The organism is Neorickettsia risticii str. Illinois (assembly GCF_000022525.1).
GTDB classification, from domain to species: domain Bacteria; phylum Pseudomonadota; class Alphaproteobacteria; order Rickettsiales; family Anaplasmataceae; genus Neorickettsia; species Neorickettsia risticii.
In genome coordinates this window covers 47,648-64,232 of record NC_013009.1, presented here as the reverse complement: position 1 = coordinate 64,232, position 16,585 = coordinate 47,648, and the positions used below count along the sequence as shown (strand labels likewise).

The 16,585-nt window shown below is 42.7% G+C and carries 14 protein-coding genes, 1 other RNA gene and 1 pseudogene; 9 read left to right on the top strand and 7 right to left on the bottom strand.

The window, feature by feature from the left end:
- Positions 1–411 precede the first annotated feature (411 nt).
- Positions 412–1,023, bottom strand: coding sequence for a hypothetical protein (locus tag NRI_RS00305; protein WP_012779468.1), 612 nt, complete (start codon positions 1,021–1,023; stop codon positions 412–414).
- A gap of 194 nt (positions 1,024–1,217) precedes the next feature.
- Positions 1,218–2,723, bottom strand: coding sequence for a YifB family Mg chelatase-like AAA ATPase (locus NRI_RS00300; protein WP_012779467.1), 1,506 nt, complete (start codon positions 2,721–2,723; stop codon positions 1,218–1,220).
- Between the two features lie 361 nt (positions 2,724–3,084).
- Here NRI_RS00300 and rho point away from each other — a divergent pair, with 361 nt between their 5' ends.
- Positions 3,085–4,596, top strand: a complete 1,512-nt coding sequence (rho, locus tag NRI_RS00295) for a transcription termination factor Rho (protein ID WP_407635190.1) — start codon at positions 3,085–3,087, stop codon at positions 4,594–4,596.
- Between the two features lie 102 nt (positions 4,597–4,698).
- Here the strand turns inward: rho and NRI_RS00290 are convergent, their stop codons facing one another.
- Entirely contained in the window at positions 4,699–5,367 is a 669-nt protein-coding gene (locus NRI_RS00290) for an SURF1 family cytochrome oxidase biogenesis protein (protein WP_012779466.1), read from the bottom strand.
- 310 nt (positions 5,368–5,677) lie between these two features.
- Here NRI_RS00290 and NRI_RS00285 point away from each other — a divergent pair, with 310 nt between their 5' ends.
- Positions 5,678–6,571, top strand: coding sequence for a DMT family transporter (locus NRI_RS00285; RefSeq protein ID WP_041351343.1), 894 nt, complete (start codon positions 5,678–5,680; stop codon positions 6,569–6,571).
- Positions 6,572–6,597: 26 nt separating this feature from the next.
- Here NRI_RS00285 and NRI_RS00280 read toward each other — a convergent pair whose 3' ends face one another.
- Together NRI_RS00280 and NRI_RS00275 are read right to left on the bottom strand one after the other, a co-directional pair.
- Positions 6,598–7,791: a multidrug effflux MFS transporter gene (locus NRI_RS00280; protein ID WP_041351341.1), complete on the bottom strand. Its 1,194-nt coding sequence runs from the start codon at positions 7,789–7,791 to the stop codon at positions 6,598–6,600.
- 8 nt (positions 7,792–7,799) lie between these two features.
- Positions 7,800–8,819, bottom strand: coding sequence for a substrate-binding domain-containing protein (locus NRI_RS00275; protein WP_012779450.1), 1,020 nt, complete (start codon positions 8,817–8,819; stop codon positions 7,800–7,802).
- Positions 8,820–9,024: 205 nt separating this feature from the next.
- Between NRI_RS00275 and rpsF the strand changes: the two genes are divergently transcribed.
- From rpsF to fumC, 7 genes and pseudogenes are all read left to right on the top strand, one after another.
- Complete coding sequence (gene rpsF, locus NRI_RS00270) at positions 9,025–9,369, top strand: 30S ribosomal protein S6 (protein ID WP_012779464.1); 345 nt, start codon at positions 9,025–9,027, stop codon at positions 9,367–9,369.
- Positions 9,370–9,380: 11 nt separating this feature from the next.
- The gene (gene rpsR, locus NRI_RS00265; RefSeq protein WP_012779449.1) at positions 9,381–9,635 is read left to right on the top strand and encodes a 30S ribosomal protein S18; all 255 of its coding nucleotides are present in this window, start codon (positions 9,381–9,383) and stop codon (positions 9,633–9,635) included.
- Positions 9,636–9,647: 12 nt separating this feature from the next.
- The gene (gene rplI / locus NRI_RS00260; RefSeq protein ID WP_012779463.1) at positions 9,648–10,130 is read left to right on the top strand and encodes a 50S ribosomal protein L9; all 483 of its coding nucleotides are present in this window, start codon (positions 9,648–9,650) and stop codon (positions 10,128–10,130) included.
- An 11-nt stretch (positions 10,131–10,141) separates the two neighbouring features.
- Positions 10,142–11,440 (top strand): adenylosuccinate lyase, encoded by a 1,299-nt coding sequence (purB, locus tag NRI_RS00255; protein ID WP_012779448.1) that lies wholly within the window; start codon positions 10,142–10,144, stop codon positions 11,438–11,440.
- A 210-nt stretch (positions 11,441–11,650) separates the two neighbouring features.
- Complete coding sequence (gene rpsO, locus NRI_RS00250) at positions 11,651–11,911, top strand: 30S ribosomal protein S15 (protein ID WP_012779462.1); 261 nt, start codon at positions 11,651–11,653, stop codon at positions 11,909–11,911.
- A gap of 3 nt (positions 11,912–11,914) precedes the next feature.
- Entirely contained in the window at positions 11,915–14,185 is a 2,271-nt protein-coding gene (gene pnp, locus NRI_RS00245; RefSeq protein ID WP_041351339.1) for a polyribonucleotide nucleotidyltransferase, read from the top strand.
- Positions 14,186–14,501: 316 nt separating this feature from the next.
- A pseudogene (gene fumC, locus NRI_RS00235) lies at positions 14,502–15,887 on the top strand (class II fumarate hydratase); the annotation flags it as partial.
- A gap of 7 nt (positions 15,888–15,894) precedes the next feature.
- On the opposite strand, the gene ffs reads toward fumC, so the two are convergent.
- An RNA gene (ffs, locus tag NRI_RS04090) (signal recognition particle sRNA small type) lies at positions 15,895–15,983 on the bottom strand.
- Between the two features lie 15 nt (positions 15,984–15,998).
- Entirely contained in the window at positions 15,999–16,559 is a 561-nt protein-coding gene (locus NRI_RS00230) for a BON domain-containing protein (RefSeq protein WP_238523008.1), read from the bottom strand.
- Between the last annotated feature and the right edge of the window lie 26 nt (positions 16,560–16,585).

The window sequence follows — 16,585 nt, the reverse complement described above, 5'->3', positions numbered from 1 at the left end:
CTAGTTTCAACCCTTATGGCACGACTGCTATATAAAAGCACCTCTACATACCGGAGCTGTCTAGCACACTAGTGACAGTTTTCTATAAAAAATCGCTTCTGTCGGATAAACTCTTCTCGTTTCATCTGAAGCATCAAGGTCTGCCAGCTATAGCACGTGCCACTTTCGGTATGAACGTGCGAGAAATTACTCAACAAAGCAAGGCTTTTCACCTCACTTCGATCACCAGGATCCCCAACTATTCGCGTTACCGGTTCCAACATGCAGAGGCACAACGGCCTGGAGAAAGCCACCTCTTAATTTGCTCCCACGTCCGAGCCCCTGTAATCACAGAGGCTCTTGATATCTAAGACGACGGAGCGTCAGACCACATTGAGCTAGATCCAGAGCTCCACCAACTTAAACACGTCACTATACTAAACTAGGTCCTGGACTGTTGGGCTGATTTACAGGCTCTGGAGAAGATGGCACAGAGGAAGTCAACCCCACAGTAGCCACATTTTCAGCTTCCCGTAACCGCACCATGCAAACAACAAATGCGAAGAAGATTGACAGGAAGGAGGCCACAAGCAGACACTCGGTAGCACCCAAAATTCGCTTTTCCGTTAAAGTCAAGCTTTCTTTGTGGTCTAGGATCGTCCCAATAACAATAAGCACTATAGAAAGTATAGGCAACGAAGCAAGAGATACGAAGGACTTGCCAGCGGAAGATCTCAGAGTTTGAAGATGAGCCCGATCTGACTCAGGAGTTTGAACATCACTAAGCGCCGACCGGGAAAAGGTGGCTCTAAGGGCAATTTTCGCGGAACCAAAACATACCACAGCTGGGATAATGAGATACAGAAAGCACCACCAGCTCTTTGTCATGACCCCATCATCCTTCCAAGGTATCCTTTTTGCTATCTGAACAGCAAGAATAGCTGCACAGCTCAAAAAAAAGAAAAACAAAGGCAGTATGTAAAACCAACCTACGGGATTTTTCGCTCCTGGACAACCTATTTTCTTGCATACCAAACCTACCAAACATTTTTATATTCTCCTTAATAACTAAACTTAAACATTGCACAGCACACCATATATTCCACAACCCTACGGAATCTCGCCACACGCAGCACTAGAGACTCCGCGAGCAAAAAGACAGGATATGCTTTAAACATTGCGCTATGGGGTTATGCATACATACTAATATAAGTCTACATATAAATGCAACTATTCGCCTAATTCCGGCTCACCCTGTAGTAAAGCGCCTCAGTCAGATGAACTTTTTTCACCTCATCTGAACCATCAAGATCTGCAATAGTGCGTGCCACTTTCAGCGTACGGTCATGACCACGTAGAGAAACATAACCTTTCTCAAAAGTAGCCTTTAGGAACTCCTTTGTTTCATTATCAAGTGAAACATGTTCGTTAAGCGCACGATTATCCATGTGACAGTTCAAACTGAACTTCTCTTTAGTGTACCTTTCATATTGCTTGTTTCGTGCAGCAATAACTCTTTTTCTAATTAAAGCAGACGATTCTCCATCCTGTGACTCAAAAAACTGATTCTTATTTATCGGTTCCATATTCACAAAGATGTCTATCCTATCAAGAACAGGACCTGAAATCGTTTTCATGTAGTCCAGTCCGCATCTCTTGGAATTCTTACACTCCTTTTCCGGAAGATAACCCAAATAGCCACATCTACAGGGATTCATAGCGCCTATCAACTGAAAAGATGCAGGGTAAGTCAATTTCGTATTTGCACGGGATATTGTTACCTCACCTGTTTCTAGTACCTGTCTGAGCGTATCTAACAAATGACTAGAAAACTCAGCCATTTCATCCAGAAAAAGTACTCCATTGTGTGCAAGTGTCACCTCACCTGGTTTTGGTATTGCACCACCACCGATCATCGCCGCAACTGAAGCTGATTGATGTGGCTCTCGGAAGGGACGTTTTCTATAAATCTTATTTGTAAACTCTCCAGAGACACTGATAATCGTATTCACTTCCATGATCTCCTGGGGCAAAAGGGGTGGCATGATGCCGATGATTCTCTTAGCAAGCATCGATTTACCGGTACCAGGAGGTCCACGCATAAGCAGGTGATGTCCACCTGCGGCAGCTATTTCGATTGCACGCTTTGCAATTTTTTGTCCTTTAACATCCTTCATATCCGGATAGGAATCTTCCTCCAGCACAAAAGGATCGCAAATCTTTCTGGGTGTAGATTTTCCCATTAAAAACGATGTCAACTCATTTAGTGATGCAATCGGCAAAAGCTTCTTATTCTTGGAAATACGTGCTTCTATCCTATTCTCCCATGGACAAACTAGCCATAGATTGCGTTCTTTAGCGTAAACGGCCGCTGGAAGGACTCCTGCAACACCCTTTATCGAAGCGTCTAGGGACAATTCACCAAGTACGACAAACTCTGAAAAATTTCTATTAACAAAATTACTATCCAACAACTGAATTACACCAAGCGCTATTGGAAGATCATAATGCGTACCTATCTTTGTCAAACCTGCTGGGGAAAGATTAACTGTTATTCTCTTTTTAGGTAAGGACAAACCTATATGGAGGAGTGCTGCCCTTATTCTTTCCTTAGACTCGCTGATTGCTTTATCGGGCAAACCAACAATGTTAAAACATGGCAGTCCAGGTGATATAGCAACTTGAACTCCTATCTTGACTAGATTAATTCCTTGAATTGAAACTGTATGAATCTCTGTAAACAAAAATCGTACCTACTAGAAAGGAATATTAACTTATTTGTGTTAGAGTTCCCTTTATCATAATCCGATTCTCTTGTTTAGGCTTATAGGTTCTTGAAATAGAAAGTAGAAAAGCGTAGACTTAGCATCTGAATTGGCCTTTATTGAACAGCATCTGTATCCGGTTGCATGTTTGAAATCAGTACCGCCCAGCGTTCTTATTGACTGCAGGTGAAAAACATGTTAGTCAGTGCCTTTAGTTAGGCCGGCCTTGTGTCGCTTCGTAACTGCGTAGGTTTGGCCGTGTTCTTTCCTTTCTCTATTTTTTCTTTGAATTGCAATTCGACTTGTTTTTTTTGCAGCACTTACACTATTAGGTCGACCCATGACACTATTGAAAGATTTACACCACTCTGCCGTAAGCGAACCATTAGCAGGAGAAGCATCGCCGGTAGAAAAACACAAAAGTAATACACCAACGAAAAGAAGTACTTTGAAGCTTGGAAAAAGAGCTGAGCCTTGCAAAGTTGAAGAAACAAAGAGTCCTGTAATAGCAGAAACACGACGTGAGCATGTCACAGCCAGTGATCCTGAAAAGGTTATTAATTTGTCTGACTTGCGTTCAAAAAGTGCAAGAGAGCTTTTAACAATGGCAGAGTCATTAAATTTGCAGAACCTAGCTGGGATGTCAAAGCAGGATCTGATAATCCTCATAGCACAGAACGAAGTCGCAGACAGTCAAACTGAAAAGGTCATAATGAGTTCGGGCGTAGCTGAGGTCCTGAACGAGGGTTTTGCGTTCATGAGATCTTCGGTATACAACTATCTTGCGAACCAAGATGACATTTATATCTCACCGGGACAGGTACGAAGACTCGGTATTAGGACGGGCGACCTAATCTATGGTGAAGTAAGAGCTCCAAAAAAAGGTGAAAGGTATTTTGCACTTTCTAAGGCATTGGAAATCAATAACAGTCCTGCGTCTGCTGCCAGAAGGTATGTTGCCTTCGAGAGCTTGGTTCCTCTTTATCCAGACACTCCAATAAAGCTTGAGTGTGAAAAGTCCGCACGGCCTTTAGAGTCAAAAAACTGTGACTTAAGCGGTAGGATTATCGATATCGTTGCTCCGCTCGGAAGAGGACAAAGGGCGTTGATAGTTGCACAACCAAAAACTGGTAAGACCATCCTCCTGCAAAACATTGCACATTCTATTTCCGCAAACTATCCAGATATACACTTGATAATCCTCCTCATTGACGAGCGACCGGAAGAGGTAACTGATATGCGTAGGTCAGTGAATGCAGAGGTAGTGAGCTCGACATTCGACGAACCGGCTGATAAACACGTGTACGTTGCTGAATTTGCAATTGAAAAAGCAAAAAGACTGGTCGAACAGGGGAAACACGTTGTTATTTTACTTGATTCGATTACTCGTTTGGCGAGGGCATACAATTCGGTTGTCCCGTCTTCTGGTAAACTTTTGAGTGGCGGTGTGGATTCCAATGCCCTTCAGAAAGCAAAGCGTCTCTTTGGGGCAGCACGGAATATTGAAGGAGGTGGTTCTTTGACTATTATTGGAACTGCACTTGTAGATACTGGTTCAAGAATGGACGAACTTATTTACGAAGAGTTTAAAGGTACTGGTAACTCCGAGATAATTCTTGACAGAAAGCTTGCAGAGAAGCGTCTGTTTCCAGCGATTGATATAACTAAGTCAGGAACAAGAAAGGAAGAACTCCTTCTAGAGCGCTCCATCCTGAACAAAGTTTGGGTTTTGAGACGGATTCTTAACCAGATGACGGACGCCGATGCGATCGAGTTCATAATAGACAAGCTGCAAAGAACGAAAAATAACGAAGAGTTTTTCCTCTTTATGGATAAAAAAGTTAACAATTAAGGAGGCTCGCGCTGTTAGGCAACATCTTCAACAAAGAAACCTCTAAGGGGAACTTCGTGCGTTTTTACTGATATCTACCAGAGAAATGGGGAATAGATGTCCTTATTCACTGGAAGGCGAGGTCTGTACTATCTTTCTCGAGCTAAAGAAATAGTAAATCAGTCCGATAAACGCGACTGCATACCACATGAACCCATACCAGAAGTGCATCATTATTTTCAGCTGTGGCCTCTGCAGTGATAAAATCATCTCAGGATAGATCGTGATAAAATCATTTGAAGTTGAATACAGAATATATTCCAGAACTGGCAACCTAAAATTCGACCCAATTTCTTTCATATTGAGAGAATAAAGCTCTAAATTAGCAACGTCGTTTCTGACAAGAGGAATTTTAGATCCTCTTACTGGAAGTAAGTAACCTTTGAAGGCAAACTCTTTTTGAGATTTTAAGATCTGGAGGATCATCTCTCTTGCCCTATCTTTTTCTTCTTTCCTAACATAACCGACATTCACTAGAACAACTTTCCCTTCAGCAGCAAATGGAACGAGTATATTGAAATGCCTGGAATCCTTGTAGAGGAGATAGATATCATCACATTCGTAAAAACTAAGCCTACCAACGAAATTACAGTATTTGCGTGGATCACTTAGAGTGGTAACATGGCATTTTGTGATGTTTTCATATGCCTCACGTTTAAAAAGAAACCTCTTTACTTGCCAACAACCCAAAAAGAAAGAGATTAAAATGCAGAGAATAAAGACTTTTTCCATATATTAACGATTGAGAAGCTGTAAACAAAAATTCTTAAGTAATAATTATGAGCTACAACACAGATGATAATGCCGTAGATAGTTAATACTCTAATGTTAAATGCCCTCTTTACATAGTCTGAATGATACTTTACAAAAACTCGCAATATGAATTTCTTACTTTTTACGCAAAGTGCCACGATCACAGATCTTTTGTTTGATATGAAAACGGAAGTGTTTCAATAAGTGCGAAAAACTAATGACTGTATTCTGCAAAAGCCCGGATGAAAATTTTTCTACATTGAGTCGTATACATCAAATCTAACTGCCTATGATCCCTAATAACAACTTGAAGGCAATATTATGGATGCTTGTGCACATGTTTACTGCTGCATTAATGTGCGCCTCGTACAGAATTTTGGGAACACAAATGGATAGACTTGTACTTGCTTTTTTCCTCAACGCAAGCGGCTTTATTTTTATCCTTCCCTTTGCAGTCTATAAAAACAGGGAAATCAGGCAAAGCACTTTATGGAGATCATATATGCTGCGAGCATCTCTTACTGTCTCCGCACAGCTGTTGCTCGTCTATGCGTACAACAATATGGAATTCGCACAGGTTTCAGCAATAACGCTTTTGTATCCTCTTCTTTGCAGTTTTGCGTCATGTGTTATCCTACGTGAGAAAATCGGAGCGAGTAAAGCTACTGCCCTAATTACAGGCTTCATAGGGGCAATCATCATAATAAATCCCAACTATTACACCTTTAACTACTACTCTCTTTATGTAATTCTCGCGACTTTTTTATGGGTGCTTTATGATTTGGCTACCGCAAGGTACGGAAAAAGGGAGTCCATAGTGACTCAATCGTTTTTCATTATGTTTTTTATTACATTATTTTCCGGACTCTTAGCAGCTTATGGAAATTTTACAGACATCCCAGAGCCATTCTGGGAAAATATTCACTACTTTGGATTGATTGCTTTCGTTTACTTTGTCAGCGGGATTGGAGCAATTATGTATACAGACGAACTTAGTCTAGTCATGCCTTTTTATTTTCTTGTACTAATTGTTTCCACAGCAATAGGATACTACGGCTTCTCAGAAAGCATATCATTTAGAACATCTTTTGGAGCAACAATAATCTTGTGTGGCACCAGTTACATTGCATACTGCGAGTACAAAAACAAGAAACATAAAAGAAAGCAGAGAAAGCAAAACTGACGTGCGGATGAAAACCAACCTAGTATCTATCTAGCTGGGTTTACAGTATTACCGGGATTCCTCACTGCGTAGTGGAAAACTATCATACTTGCAAGAACTGACACAATTGTGAATAACGACAGCGGAACTATCGTCCCATCATAAAGAGGTGCATTTAGGTAGACACTCAATGCACCAAGTGCCATCTCCAAACATACCAGAAGTGCAGTAGCTTTGCCATTATCAGATTCACCCACTTGGTCGAGAGCGAGCGTAGTTGAATTCCCAACTACGAACGCAAGTCCCATAGCACTGAAAAACCATATACATTCAAGTACAAGCGGTGAAAACCCAATAGTATAGTGAAGAAGAATAAGCACCACCTCACTAAGTAGCGGAAGAACTAATCCGAACGCTACCAACCTCTTGAGACCTACCTTTGGAATATATCTATTGTTCAAGATTGTCCCCAGTAAGAAACCCATCACGTTAATCGCCACGAGATACCCGTATTCCCCAATTGTAACACCCATATCTTCGAGTAATAAAAAAGGAGCAGAACTGATAACATTCCAGAGCCACATGAAAGTAATCACTGTCACGGCAGAATAAAGGACGTAACTCTTGTTAGTCGCTATTTGAATGTAAGAGTTAAAAAGCCCTTTTAATGAAGCGGGATTTCTCTCCTTCAGCGTATCTTGGAAAAAGAAAATTAATAGCAGCAGACACCCAAATCCTAGTGAGGCAAGAAACAAAAAAATATAGTGCCAACTGAAATAAAAAAGGATAATAGTACCTAAAATAGGCGCAAATGTCGGGGAAATCGCAACCACAGAGGATAATTTAGAAATAACTTGCGCACATTTTTCACCGGAATAGAAATCTTTCACGCTAGCGAAACCGACAACCACTGCAACACCTTGCCCAATACCTTGTAGAAACCTGAAGAAAACCAATGCATCGACCGAAGTGGAAAAAGTACAAAGAATACTGGAAACAACAAAAACCGACGAACCTAAAAGTAAAGCAGGTTTTCTTCCCCATAAATCAGAAAGCGTACCCCAAAAAAGGCTGGAAAGAGCTAGACCCAATATATTACTACTTATACTTGCCTTCACGGCTGTTGCTGTTGCCGAAAAAAAAACACCAATGCTTGGCAGCGCAGGAACATAAATTTCTACTGCAACATCTGCTACGAAAACGACAAACGTGATCAACGCCACGTGCAAAAACCGATTCACGAACAACTTCAAGAAGATAAAGATGCAACCTTTTCCCTAGCGGCACCTAGTTCCTGATCTGGCATCGGAACCATACCAATAGCCCTTAGGTAGCCGTATGTTCCCAGTGCATTCTCACTAAGAACCTCATTAAGCAGGTCCTTAAGTCCACGAACAAGACCAAGATGCGTAAGTTTCACGTATAAGTACACTGGACGAACAAAATCGTATTGACCACTCATTATGCTTTCATAAGTTGGTCGCACTCCATTCACAGAATGCGCCTTTAGTGCATCGGAATTTCTTATGAAAAAACTGTAGCTCAGAAGACCAAACGCATTGGAATTACGTACAAGTTTTTGGACCATCAAGTTTTCATTGTTACTGACTTCCACATAAACGCCATCATCACGAACAACCGAACAAATTTTTCTTAATTTTTCTGGCCCATACGCTAGATTAAAGGCAGGTTCATTGAGACACTGGCTGAGTAGGATCATTTTTTTTACTGACTCGAACGTACCAGTGTTCCTTGTGGGACCATAAATCTTAATCTCGGAGTCATAGAATTTACCATCATCTATGTTACCCCATCGCTTGTTGGGGTTCTTCACAAGTCTAACTCCATCTGCTACATAAAACGAGATGGCCTCAAAAATGTCACGGATGGAGAACTCGTAATCAAGACCACTACCACTGCTACTGGCAACCACGAGAGCATCTCTGCCGAGCTCAATTTCCATTATATCTCCACTGTCAATTGAGTACACCTTGCACAGTGCCAACTCCACTTCATTCATCCTGCGTGAAGATACAACTATGTCCGGGTGGGCATCACCCACACCCGTACAAAAGAGCTTAAATCCGGCGCTCGTCCCGGTGGACTCGACTATAGGAGTCTTAACCCTATAGGTCTTAGCAAACTCCTCAGAAATCGCACTCATGAATGGAAAGACCGTACTCGAACCTACGACTCTCACATACTCCCTTGCATCAGCAAAACCAGCGAAGGAGAACAGTAAAAATAGGTATAGAAAAATCCGCGCCATTCGAACCAAAAAGACACTCTAACACACCAGCCCTCACTCTGTTGCAAAAACCGGAGCGACACTCGCATTCCAAAAAAGACTGAGCCAGTTCGCACACTAGAGTACTGACACAAACAGACGAGATTATAAGTGCATTCACGGTATACTTGTCAAGCTAAAATTTTCCTGTTAGAATTCGGCCTTTATCGTGTAGCCACTTCGTCACATGCCTTCTCACATTTATGAGTGCGTGTTCCTTGCAAGTAGTTCCCTTTCTGAAGGGGGTGTGTCCAATCTCATGGATAACTTCAATGCCGCCTTCGCTGAGAACAATATCAAAGTTCTGCGTCAGGAAAACTGGGGGTCTCTTGCCCTTGCATATAGGATAAAGAACCACACGAAGGCAAATTACTTTATGTTCGTTGTTTCTGCTGAGCCATCGGCACTTCAGAAATTTGAGGCAAAGTTAAAGTATAATGATCTTGTGTTACGTTATTTGCTACAGAGGAAGAGGGAGTTTAAGGTACCTGATGGTGCTATATCACTTAAGCTGCCCCAATATCAGCAATAATTCGTAGGTGTATGGGGAGTATAGAAGAAGTTAAAAAGACTCAGACGGCTCCGGTAGACGTTGAGTCTCAGGTTGAGCTTGATCTGAAGATCGAGGATTTTGATTACAAGAATGTGGCGCTTATCAAGCGTTTCATGACCTCAGTTGGGCGCGTCTTGTCAAGAAGAGCCACTGGTTTGAGTGCGAAGAAGCAGCGGAAGATGGCAAAAGAGGTTCGGAAGATGAAGTTCCTTGCGCTTGTTCCGTACTGTGACCGCCACAAGTAAAGAGTAGAGCGTATGTTAGTTATTCTGAAGGAGACAGCACGTAAACTTGGAAACGTTGGGGATGTCCTCAAGGTTAAGAAGGGCTTTGCTAGAAACTATCTCATTCCTTCTGGTAAAGCCGTGCGCGCTACCAAGGAAAATTTGGCAATTCTGGAAAGCAGTAAGGAGAAGTTGGCAGCCCAACAAGCTGCAGAGCTAGAAACTGCATCAGAGTTGGCAAGATCTTTCGCCGAGATTGATGTTCTTCCTATATATGCCCAAGCAGAGCGCGGCGTCCTTTTCGGCGCAGTGAATGCTAAGCAGATTGTCGCTGAGCTTTCAAAAAGGGGAATAGAAATCACTGCTAAGAATGTTGTCCTTGGAGCACCGATAAAGACTCTTGGAGAGCATGAAGTGAGGATTTTTTTACATTCAAAAGTTGAGTGTTTTCTCAGGGTTCACATTTTGGATGCCTCTAGGAGAGACACTGATGGAACCATCGCGGGTACGTCGTAATTTGACCGGATATGATTCCCAGGTACAGTAGAGAAATCGCTGCATCGATCTGGAGGGATGACACTAGGTTTTCCCTGTGGTTAGAGGTTGAACTTCTTGCGTGCGAGGCACAAGCTCGGCTTGGTAATATACCTCAGGCAAGTTTGAGCGTCATTTTAGAAAAAGCAGCTTTCGATATAGAAAGGATCGGGTCCGTCGAGAAAGAGGTTAAGCACGATGTTATAGCCTTTTTAACAAGTGTGGCGGAGTTCGTTGGCCCTGATGCAAGATATATACACATGGGCATGACTAGCTCAGACGTAATAGATACTGCTTTTTCGCTCCAGCTTCGTCGTGCGGGAACTTTACTCCTAGAAGACTTAGATAAAGTCACTGAAGCACTTAGGGAAAGGGCTCTCGAGCATAAGAACACTATCTGTGTTGCTAGGACACATGGAATTCATGCTGAACCTATTACTCTTGGGCTTAAGTTCGCTCGATTCTATCAGGAATTTAAACGAAATCGACTTAGACTTTCGCAAGCAATCAAGGAGATTTCTGTATGTAAGATTTCTGGTGCTGTAGGCCAGTTCGGTAATATTGATCCATTTGTCCAGGAGTACGTTGCTGGAAAACTCGGCCTTGAATCGGAGTCATTAGCAACGCAAGTGCTGCCCCGTGATAGGCATGCTGTCTTTTTTAGTACTCTTGCTATTGTTGCTTCCTCAATAGAGAACGTTGCAACAGAAATTAGACATCTTCAAAGAAGTGAGGTGTTGGAATGTTCAGAGTATTTCTCGCCGGGTCAGAAGGGGAGTTCAGCAATGCCTCATAAAAAAAACCCTATTTTGAGTGAAAACCTTACTGGCTTAGCTCGCATAGTGAGAAGCACGGTCACCCCGTTTCTTGAAAATGTCACTCTGTGGCACGAAAGGGATATCTCACATTCCTCAGTTGAAAGAGTGTGTGCTCCAACGGCTTGTGTTACGTTAGACTTCGCATTGGAAAGACTTTCCACTGTAATAAGGGAATTAGTGGTCTTCGAGAAGAATATCAAAAATAATCTAGACCTTTTAGGTGGACTTATTTTTTCGCAAAAGGTCCTTCTGGCACTTATAGAATCTGGAAAGACACGGGAAGAAGCTTATCGTATAGTTCAGGAAAACGCGATGAAAAGTTGGAGTGACGCGAGCACGTCTTTCATAGAGAACATAAAGATGGATAAGCGTGTGACACTTCAAGAATTTGATAAGCTCTTTTGCTATGAGAGTTACCTAAGACATCTGGATTACATATTCGAGCGTGTCTTTAGCGCTAGTGAAGCAAGTTGATGTATCAAATTTGACATTTGTGTACGTTGTCACTGAACTTGTGTAAACAATGATCGGGTTCTGCTGTGAGTTGATATACCCAAGCTAAAAGGTGCAAAAATGTCATGGTAGATCTTTGTGATTATTCGTATTACAATGGCCTTCAACCTTCGCGGTTTTCTGAGGGAGACTTTTGGTAGAGCTTGGTTTTTGTGTGTCTTTTTATAGATTATGGTTAATGAAAAAGCTGAGGTAATAAAAAAATTTAGGACGGCAGATAATGACACGGGATCTGCTTTCGTGCAGGTTGCGCTCTTTACTAGGCGTATAAATAACTTGACTAGGCATTTACAGGGATTCAAAAAGGATTACTCGTCTAGGCTGGGTTTGCTTAAGATCATAAGTAAGAGACGTAGGCTGCTCAATTATCTAGCAAAGAATGATCGTCAAGGGTGTAAGAATTTGATGGAAATGCTTGATATAAGAAAGTAGATAATGTTTGAAATAAAAGAATCCTCCATGGAATGGGAGGGCAAGAGTTTGCACATAAAAACCGGAGAAGTGGCCCGTCAGGCTGCTGGTGCGGCTTGTGTTTCGTACGGTGGAACCGTTGTGCTGGCCGTAGTAACTCTTCAGAAGGATAGTGCAGCTTCTAAAAAGACTTCCGACTTGTCAGGTCTAGCACTGGTGACGAACTTCTTGGCCAGATCATACGCTCTTGGGCGTATACCAAACGGTTTCTTCAAACGGGAAGGCAAACTTTCAGAGAGAGAGGTATTGGCCTCCAGGGTGGTTGATAGAGCTGTAAGACCCTTGATAGAGGAAAATCTCGTTAATGAGGTGAACATAGTGTGCAAGCTTCTTGCGCATGGCAATAGAAAGGTTCTACCTGAAATACCAGCTCTGATTGCGGCTTCCGCTGCATTGCAGCTCTCTGGAATTCCGTTTAGCGGTCCCGTTGTCGGGGTCGATGTTAACATGCATGGGTCGGAAACAACATGTAACGAGATCAGGGAAACAGAAGATGGCCTCGAACTCTTTGTTGCTTGTACGGAGGAATCAGTTGTGATGGTGGAAGCCGAAGCAAATGAAGCCTCTGAAGAGGAGGTTGTACATGCCCTTTCAGAGGCGCTGAAAAGTGCAAAACCGATTTTTTCCTTCATCAACGAGTTTGTTAAAAGCGTTACTACGGTAAAGCCGGTAGGAGTACTCTATGACAATGAAGAGCTCTGTGAGAAGGTGCGTGCAGCGTGTAATGCACAATTAGAGAGCGTCTATAATGAGAGGATAAGTAGTAAGGAGGAGCGGCACAACAAGCTTAACCAGGTCTATGCGAATACCTTCGCTAGACTGGAGGATGATGGGTACACTGAGTCCGAGATTTTATTCTTCATTAGGAAGCTTGAAAAAGAGATCGTAAGAAAGAACGTTTTAGAGGAGGGCATAAGGCCGGATGGAAGAAGCTTAACGGAAATACGTCCAATCAGTATCGCTCTGGATTACCTTCCTGGCACTCATGGTTCTGCTCTTTTCACTCGTGGTGGAACACAGAGTTTGGTCGTAGCTACGCTGGGGTCTTATCAAGATGAGCAAGTTATGGATGACATCGATGGTGAAAGAAGGGAGTCCGTACTCTTGCACTATAACTTTTTGCCGTACGCAGTTGGTGAAGTTGGTGCTCTGCGCGCGCCAGGAAGGCGGGAAATCGGCCACGGACGTTTAGCCCTCAAAGCAGTGAAGGCTGTTCTGCCAGGTAAGGAGGTTTTCCCTTATACTTTGCGTTTGGTTTCTGAAATTACAGAATCTGACGGTTCCTCTTCTATGGCAACAGTGTGTGGGTCATCTTTGGCTCTAATGGACACTGGAGTTCCTATTACGAAGCATGTAGCGGGAATAGCTATGGGCCTAATAACTGATGGGGCAAGGTCTGCCATTCTGAGTGATATTTCGGGTGATGAAGACATGCTTGGGGATATGGACTTCAAGGTTGCGGGTACACGGAATGGAATTGTCGCGCTTCAGATGGATATGAAAGTGCGTGGCATAAGTATAGCAACAATTAGGAATGCACTGAATCAGGCATTGGCTGGAAGGTTACACATCCTTGAAAAGATGGAGCATGCAATTGCTAAGCCGCGTGAAGGTCTAAAGGATTCAGCCCCGAAGATACTATGTTACAAGATCGATAAGGATGTTGTGCATAAAGTGATAGGCAGTGGTGGGAAAACTATTAGGGGGATTTCCTCTGATACCTCTACAAAGATTGATATAGATCAAAACAACTATGTTTATATAATGGCTGACACCGAGGAGGCATTGATGGAAGCAAAAACTAGGGTTGATATGGCTTCAGGTACTTCTGATTCCAATGTTTCGCAGCTCAAAATTGGCGAACTGTATGAAGGAAAAATAGTAAGCATAGTTGACTTCGGGCTGTTTGTTGTTCTTCCAAATAAGCAGGAAGGATTGGTCCATATTAGTGAAATTAGTAGGAACAGGGTTAATGATATACGTGCAGAACACACCGAAGGGCAGTCAGTTACGGTGCGGATCAAGGATATAGGTTCAGATGGAAAAATTAAGCTGACTATGCGCATTGATGAGGATAGAGTAGGTAGTGGGAGTGGCTCCTCACCTAAGAAGCGTTTTGGAGCCCCTCCTAGAAAAAATAGCAAGGATAACCGATCTGGTAACAGTGATAGGGGTTTTCACGAGAGGTCCGGCTCTGCTGAAGGTTCGTCTATTGGTAGAAAGCGATTTTTCTAAACGTGGAAACATTTTATCTCTAAGAAGTACGATTTAGCTGGTTCCACTTTTGTTTGGTAAGTGTGGCGCCTTTTGCTCCTTGTGATAGCTGTGGTCTTGCTCCCTTTGAAAAGAGGGGGCTTCCTGATGTGCTTCTCTGTTGGGGGATAGTGCCTAAGGGGGTTTTGCAGCTATTGCTCTCTTTGTGGGGATCCTTTATTTCTGTAGGCCTTTGTCTTTATTTTTGTAAGCCTTTCTTTAGATAAACTCTAGCTGAACCTTGCCGGAGGGATTATAATCGGCCTATGCTGGTGCATTTGGGTTTCCCTTACAAGACATGGATTACAGAATTGAAACTGATTCTATCGGATCGATAAAAGTCCCACAGGATAAGTATTGGGGTGCACAAACTCAAAGAGCAATAGAAAATTTCAAAATAGGGACAGAAAAGGTTCCTATGGAAGTAATAAAGGCAATCGCAATAATTAAACTCGCTGCGGCACGCACAAATGTAAAAGCGGGTGCACTGTCAAAGGATCACCTTGGAGCAATTGAAGAAGCGTGTTATGAGATCATCGATGGGAAACTAGATGATCAGTTCCAGCTTTCGGTCTGGCAGACAGGATCTGGAACTCAGACGAACATGAATGTTAATGAAGTTATCTCCAATCGAGCTATAGAGAAGCTTAATGGTGTGATCGGCAGCAAAACTCCAGTTCATCCGAACGACCACGTTAATATGGCACAATCATCAAATGACACTTTTCCCTCTGCAATGCATATTGCAGCTGTTGAAAAGATGCTCAAAAAACTTCTCCCCTCGCTTTTTTACCTTGTTGAGGTGTTATCAGAAAAAATAAAAAATTTTTCTGGCATTGTTAAGATCGGGAGAACTCACATGCAAGATGCGGTCCCTATCACATTAAGTCAGGAATTCTCATGTTTTCGTGAACAACTCAATAAAAGCGCATCCCGTTTGAATGAGAATTTATCTAGGCTCCTTGAAATACCGCAAGGAGGGACGGCCGTCGGTACTGGGTTAAACACGAGGAGGAACTTCGATCATGAGATAGTTGCTGAAATCTCAAGAATTACTTCTATAGAGTTCGTACCTGCGCAAAATAAGTGTGAGATGCTTGCCTCACACGACACACTAGTTGAGTTAAGCGGTAATTTAAATACGTTAGCTGTGTCGTTGATGAAAATAGCAAATGATATTCGATTACTCGGTTCTGGTCCAAGATGCGGTATAGGGGAACTTATATTACCGATGAATGAACCCGGCTCATCAATTATGCCAGGAAAGGTAAATCCAACCCAGTGCGAAGCCTTAACAATGGTTTGTGCGCAGGTCATTGGAAATCACTTAGCCATAACCGTGGCTGGTTCTGGCGGCCAACTACAGCTCAACACGTTCAAACCAATGATTATATATAATCTGCTCCAATCAATGGATTTACTTTCAGATGGAATGATGAGTTTCGGTGAGAAGTGTGCAATGGGAATAGTGCCAAATAAAAAGCGAATAGACAACATGTTACAGGGATCGTTGATGCTGGTTACTGCTTTGAACAAGGAAATTGGATATGACAACGCAGCAAAAATTGCAAAATTTGCCTACGTAAAGGACTGCACACTTAAGGAAGCAGCCATGGAACTCAAACTTCTCTCCGAAGAGGAGTTCGACAGGATTGTCAACCCCGCACACATGCTAGGGCCAGACCAGCAAGAAAAAACGGGCCCAGCTTAAGGCGCTAGGGTACGGCTGCTGCATTTCTGCCCTGACCGGGTTCGCCTGACACCTTACCTGGACCTAAAAAAGGATACCATCCTCCTAGCGTTTGTGCAATTGAAGAGAGGTTCCGGTAGCGCTTTTGAGTCTGACATAGCTTACAACTTCTTTTACACCTTCAATACGCCTTGCAATGTCGTAAACCCTACTAAACTCCTCTTTGCTTTGCGCGACTCCCAGAAGATACACTGTCCCGTCTATCACCTCAACGGTATAGCTGAAAGACTTTACAGAACTCTTCACTAGGAGAGCCAACTTTATTTGTGCTGCGATCCACGCAGATTCAGCAAAAGATTCTTCCTTATCTTGTACCTGTATCTCATTTATCACTTCACGCACTCCCTCCTGTGACCACACAAGTTTACTTGCTGCCACTCTATCTGTTGAATTACGCACGCTACCATAAATAAGCACACTACCCTCGTTTACAGAGACAGTAAGATCTTTGCAAAAATCCTTACTAGAAATAACTCCAGACACCCTAGATAAAATAGCTTTATCATCGATAACCTCACCTGTTCCCTTATCCTGAATTGAGGTTACCGCAACTGTAGCAGCTGTCGTTCCTATTAGAAGTGGGGTACAGGCAGGTAAACAAAACACAGCCAAGAACAAAAAAGTTACGCAAG

Excerpts from the sequence above, each read along its gene's own strand:
- rho (WP_407635190.1), top strand. The coding sequence starts at position 3,085 with ATGACACTATTGAAAGATTTACACCACTCTGCCGTAAGCGAACCATTA.
- NRI_RS00290 (WP_012779466.1), bottom strand. The coding sequence starts at position 5,367 with ATGGAAAAAGTCTTTATTCTCTGCATTTTAATCTCTTTCTTTTTGGGT.
- NRI_RS00285 (WP_041351343.1), top strand. The coding sequence starts at position 5,678 with ATGATCCCTAATAACAACTTGAAGGCAATATTATGGATGCTTGTGCAC.
- NRI_RS00275 (WP_012779450.1), bottom strand. The coding sequence starts at position 8,819 with ATGGCGCGGATTTTTCTATACCTATTTTTACTGTTCTCCTTCGCTGGT.
- rpsF (WP_012779464.1), top strand. The coding sequence starts at position 9,025 with ATGCCTTCTCACATTTATGAGTGCGTGTTCCTTGCAAGTAGTTCCCTT.
- rpsR (WP_012779449.1), top strand. The coding sequence starts at position 9,381 with ATGGGGAGTATAGAAGAAGTTAAAAAGACTCAGACGGCTCCGGTAGAC.
- rplI (WP_012779463.1), top strand. The coding sequence starts at position 9,648 with ATGTTAGTTATTCTGAAGGAGACAGCACGTAAACTTGGAAACGTTGGG.
- purB (WP_012779448.1), top strand. The coding sequence starts at position 10,142 with ATGATTCCCAGGTACAGTAGAGAAATCGCTGCATCGATCTGGAGGGAT.
- rpsO (WP_012779462.1), top strand. The coding sequence starts at position 11,651 with ATGGTTAATGAAAAAGCTGAGGTAATAAAAAAATTTAGGACGGCAGAT.
- pnp (WP_041351339.1), top strand. The coding sequence starts at position 11,915 with ATGTTTGAAATAAAAGAATCCTCCATGGAATGGGAGGGCAAGAGTTTG.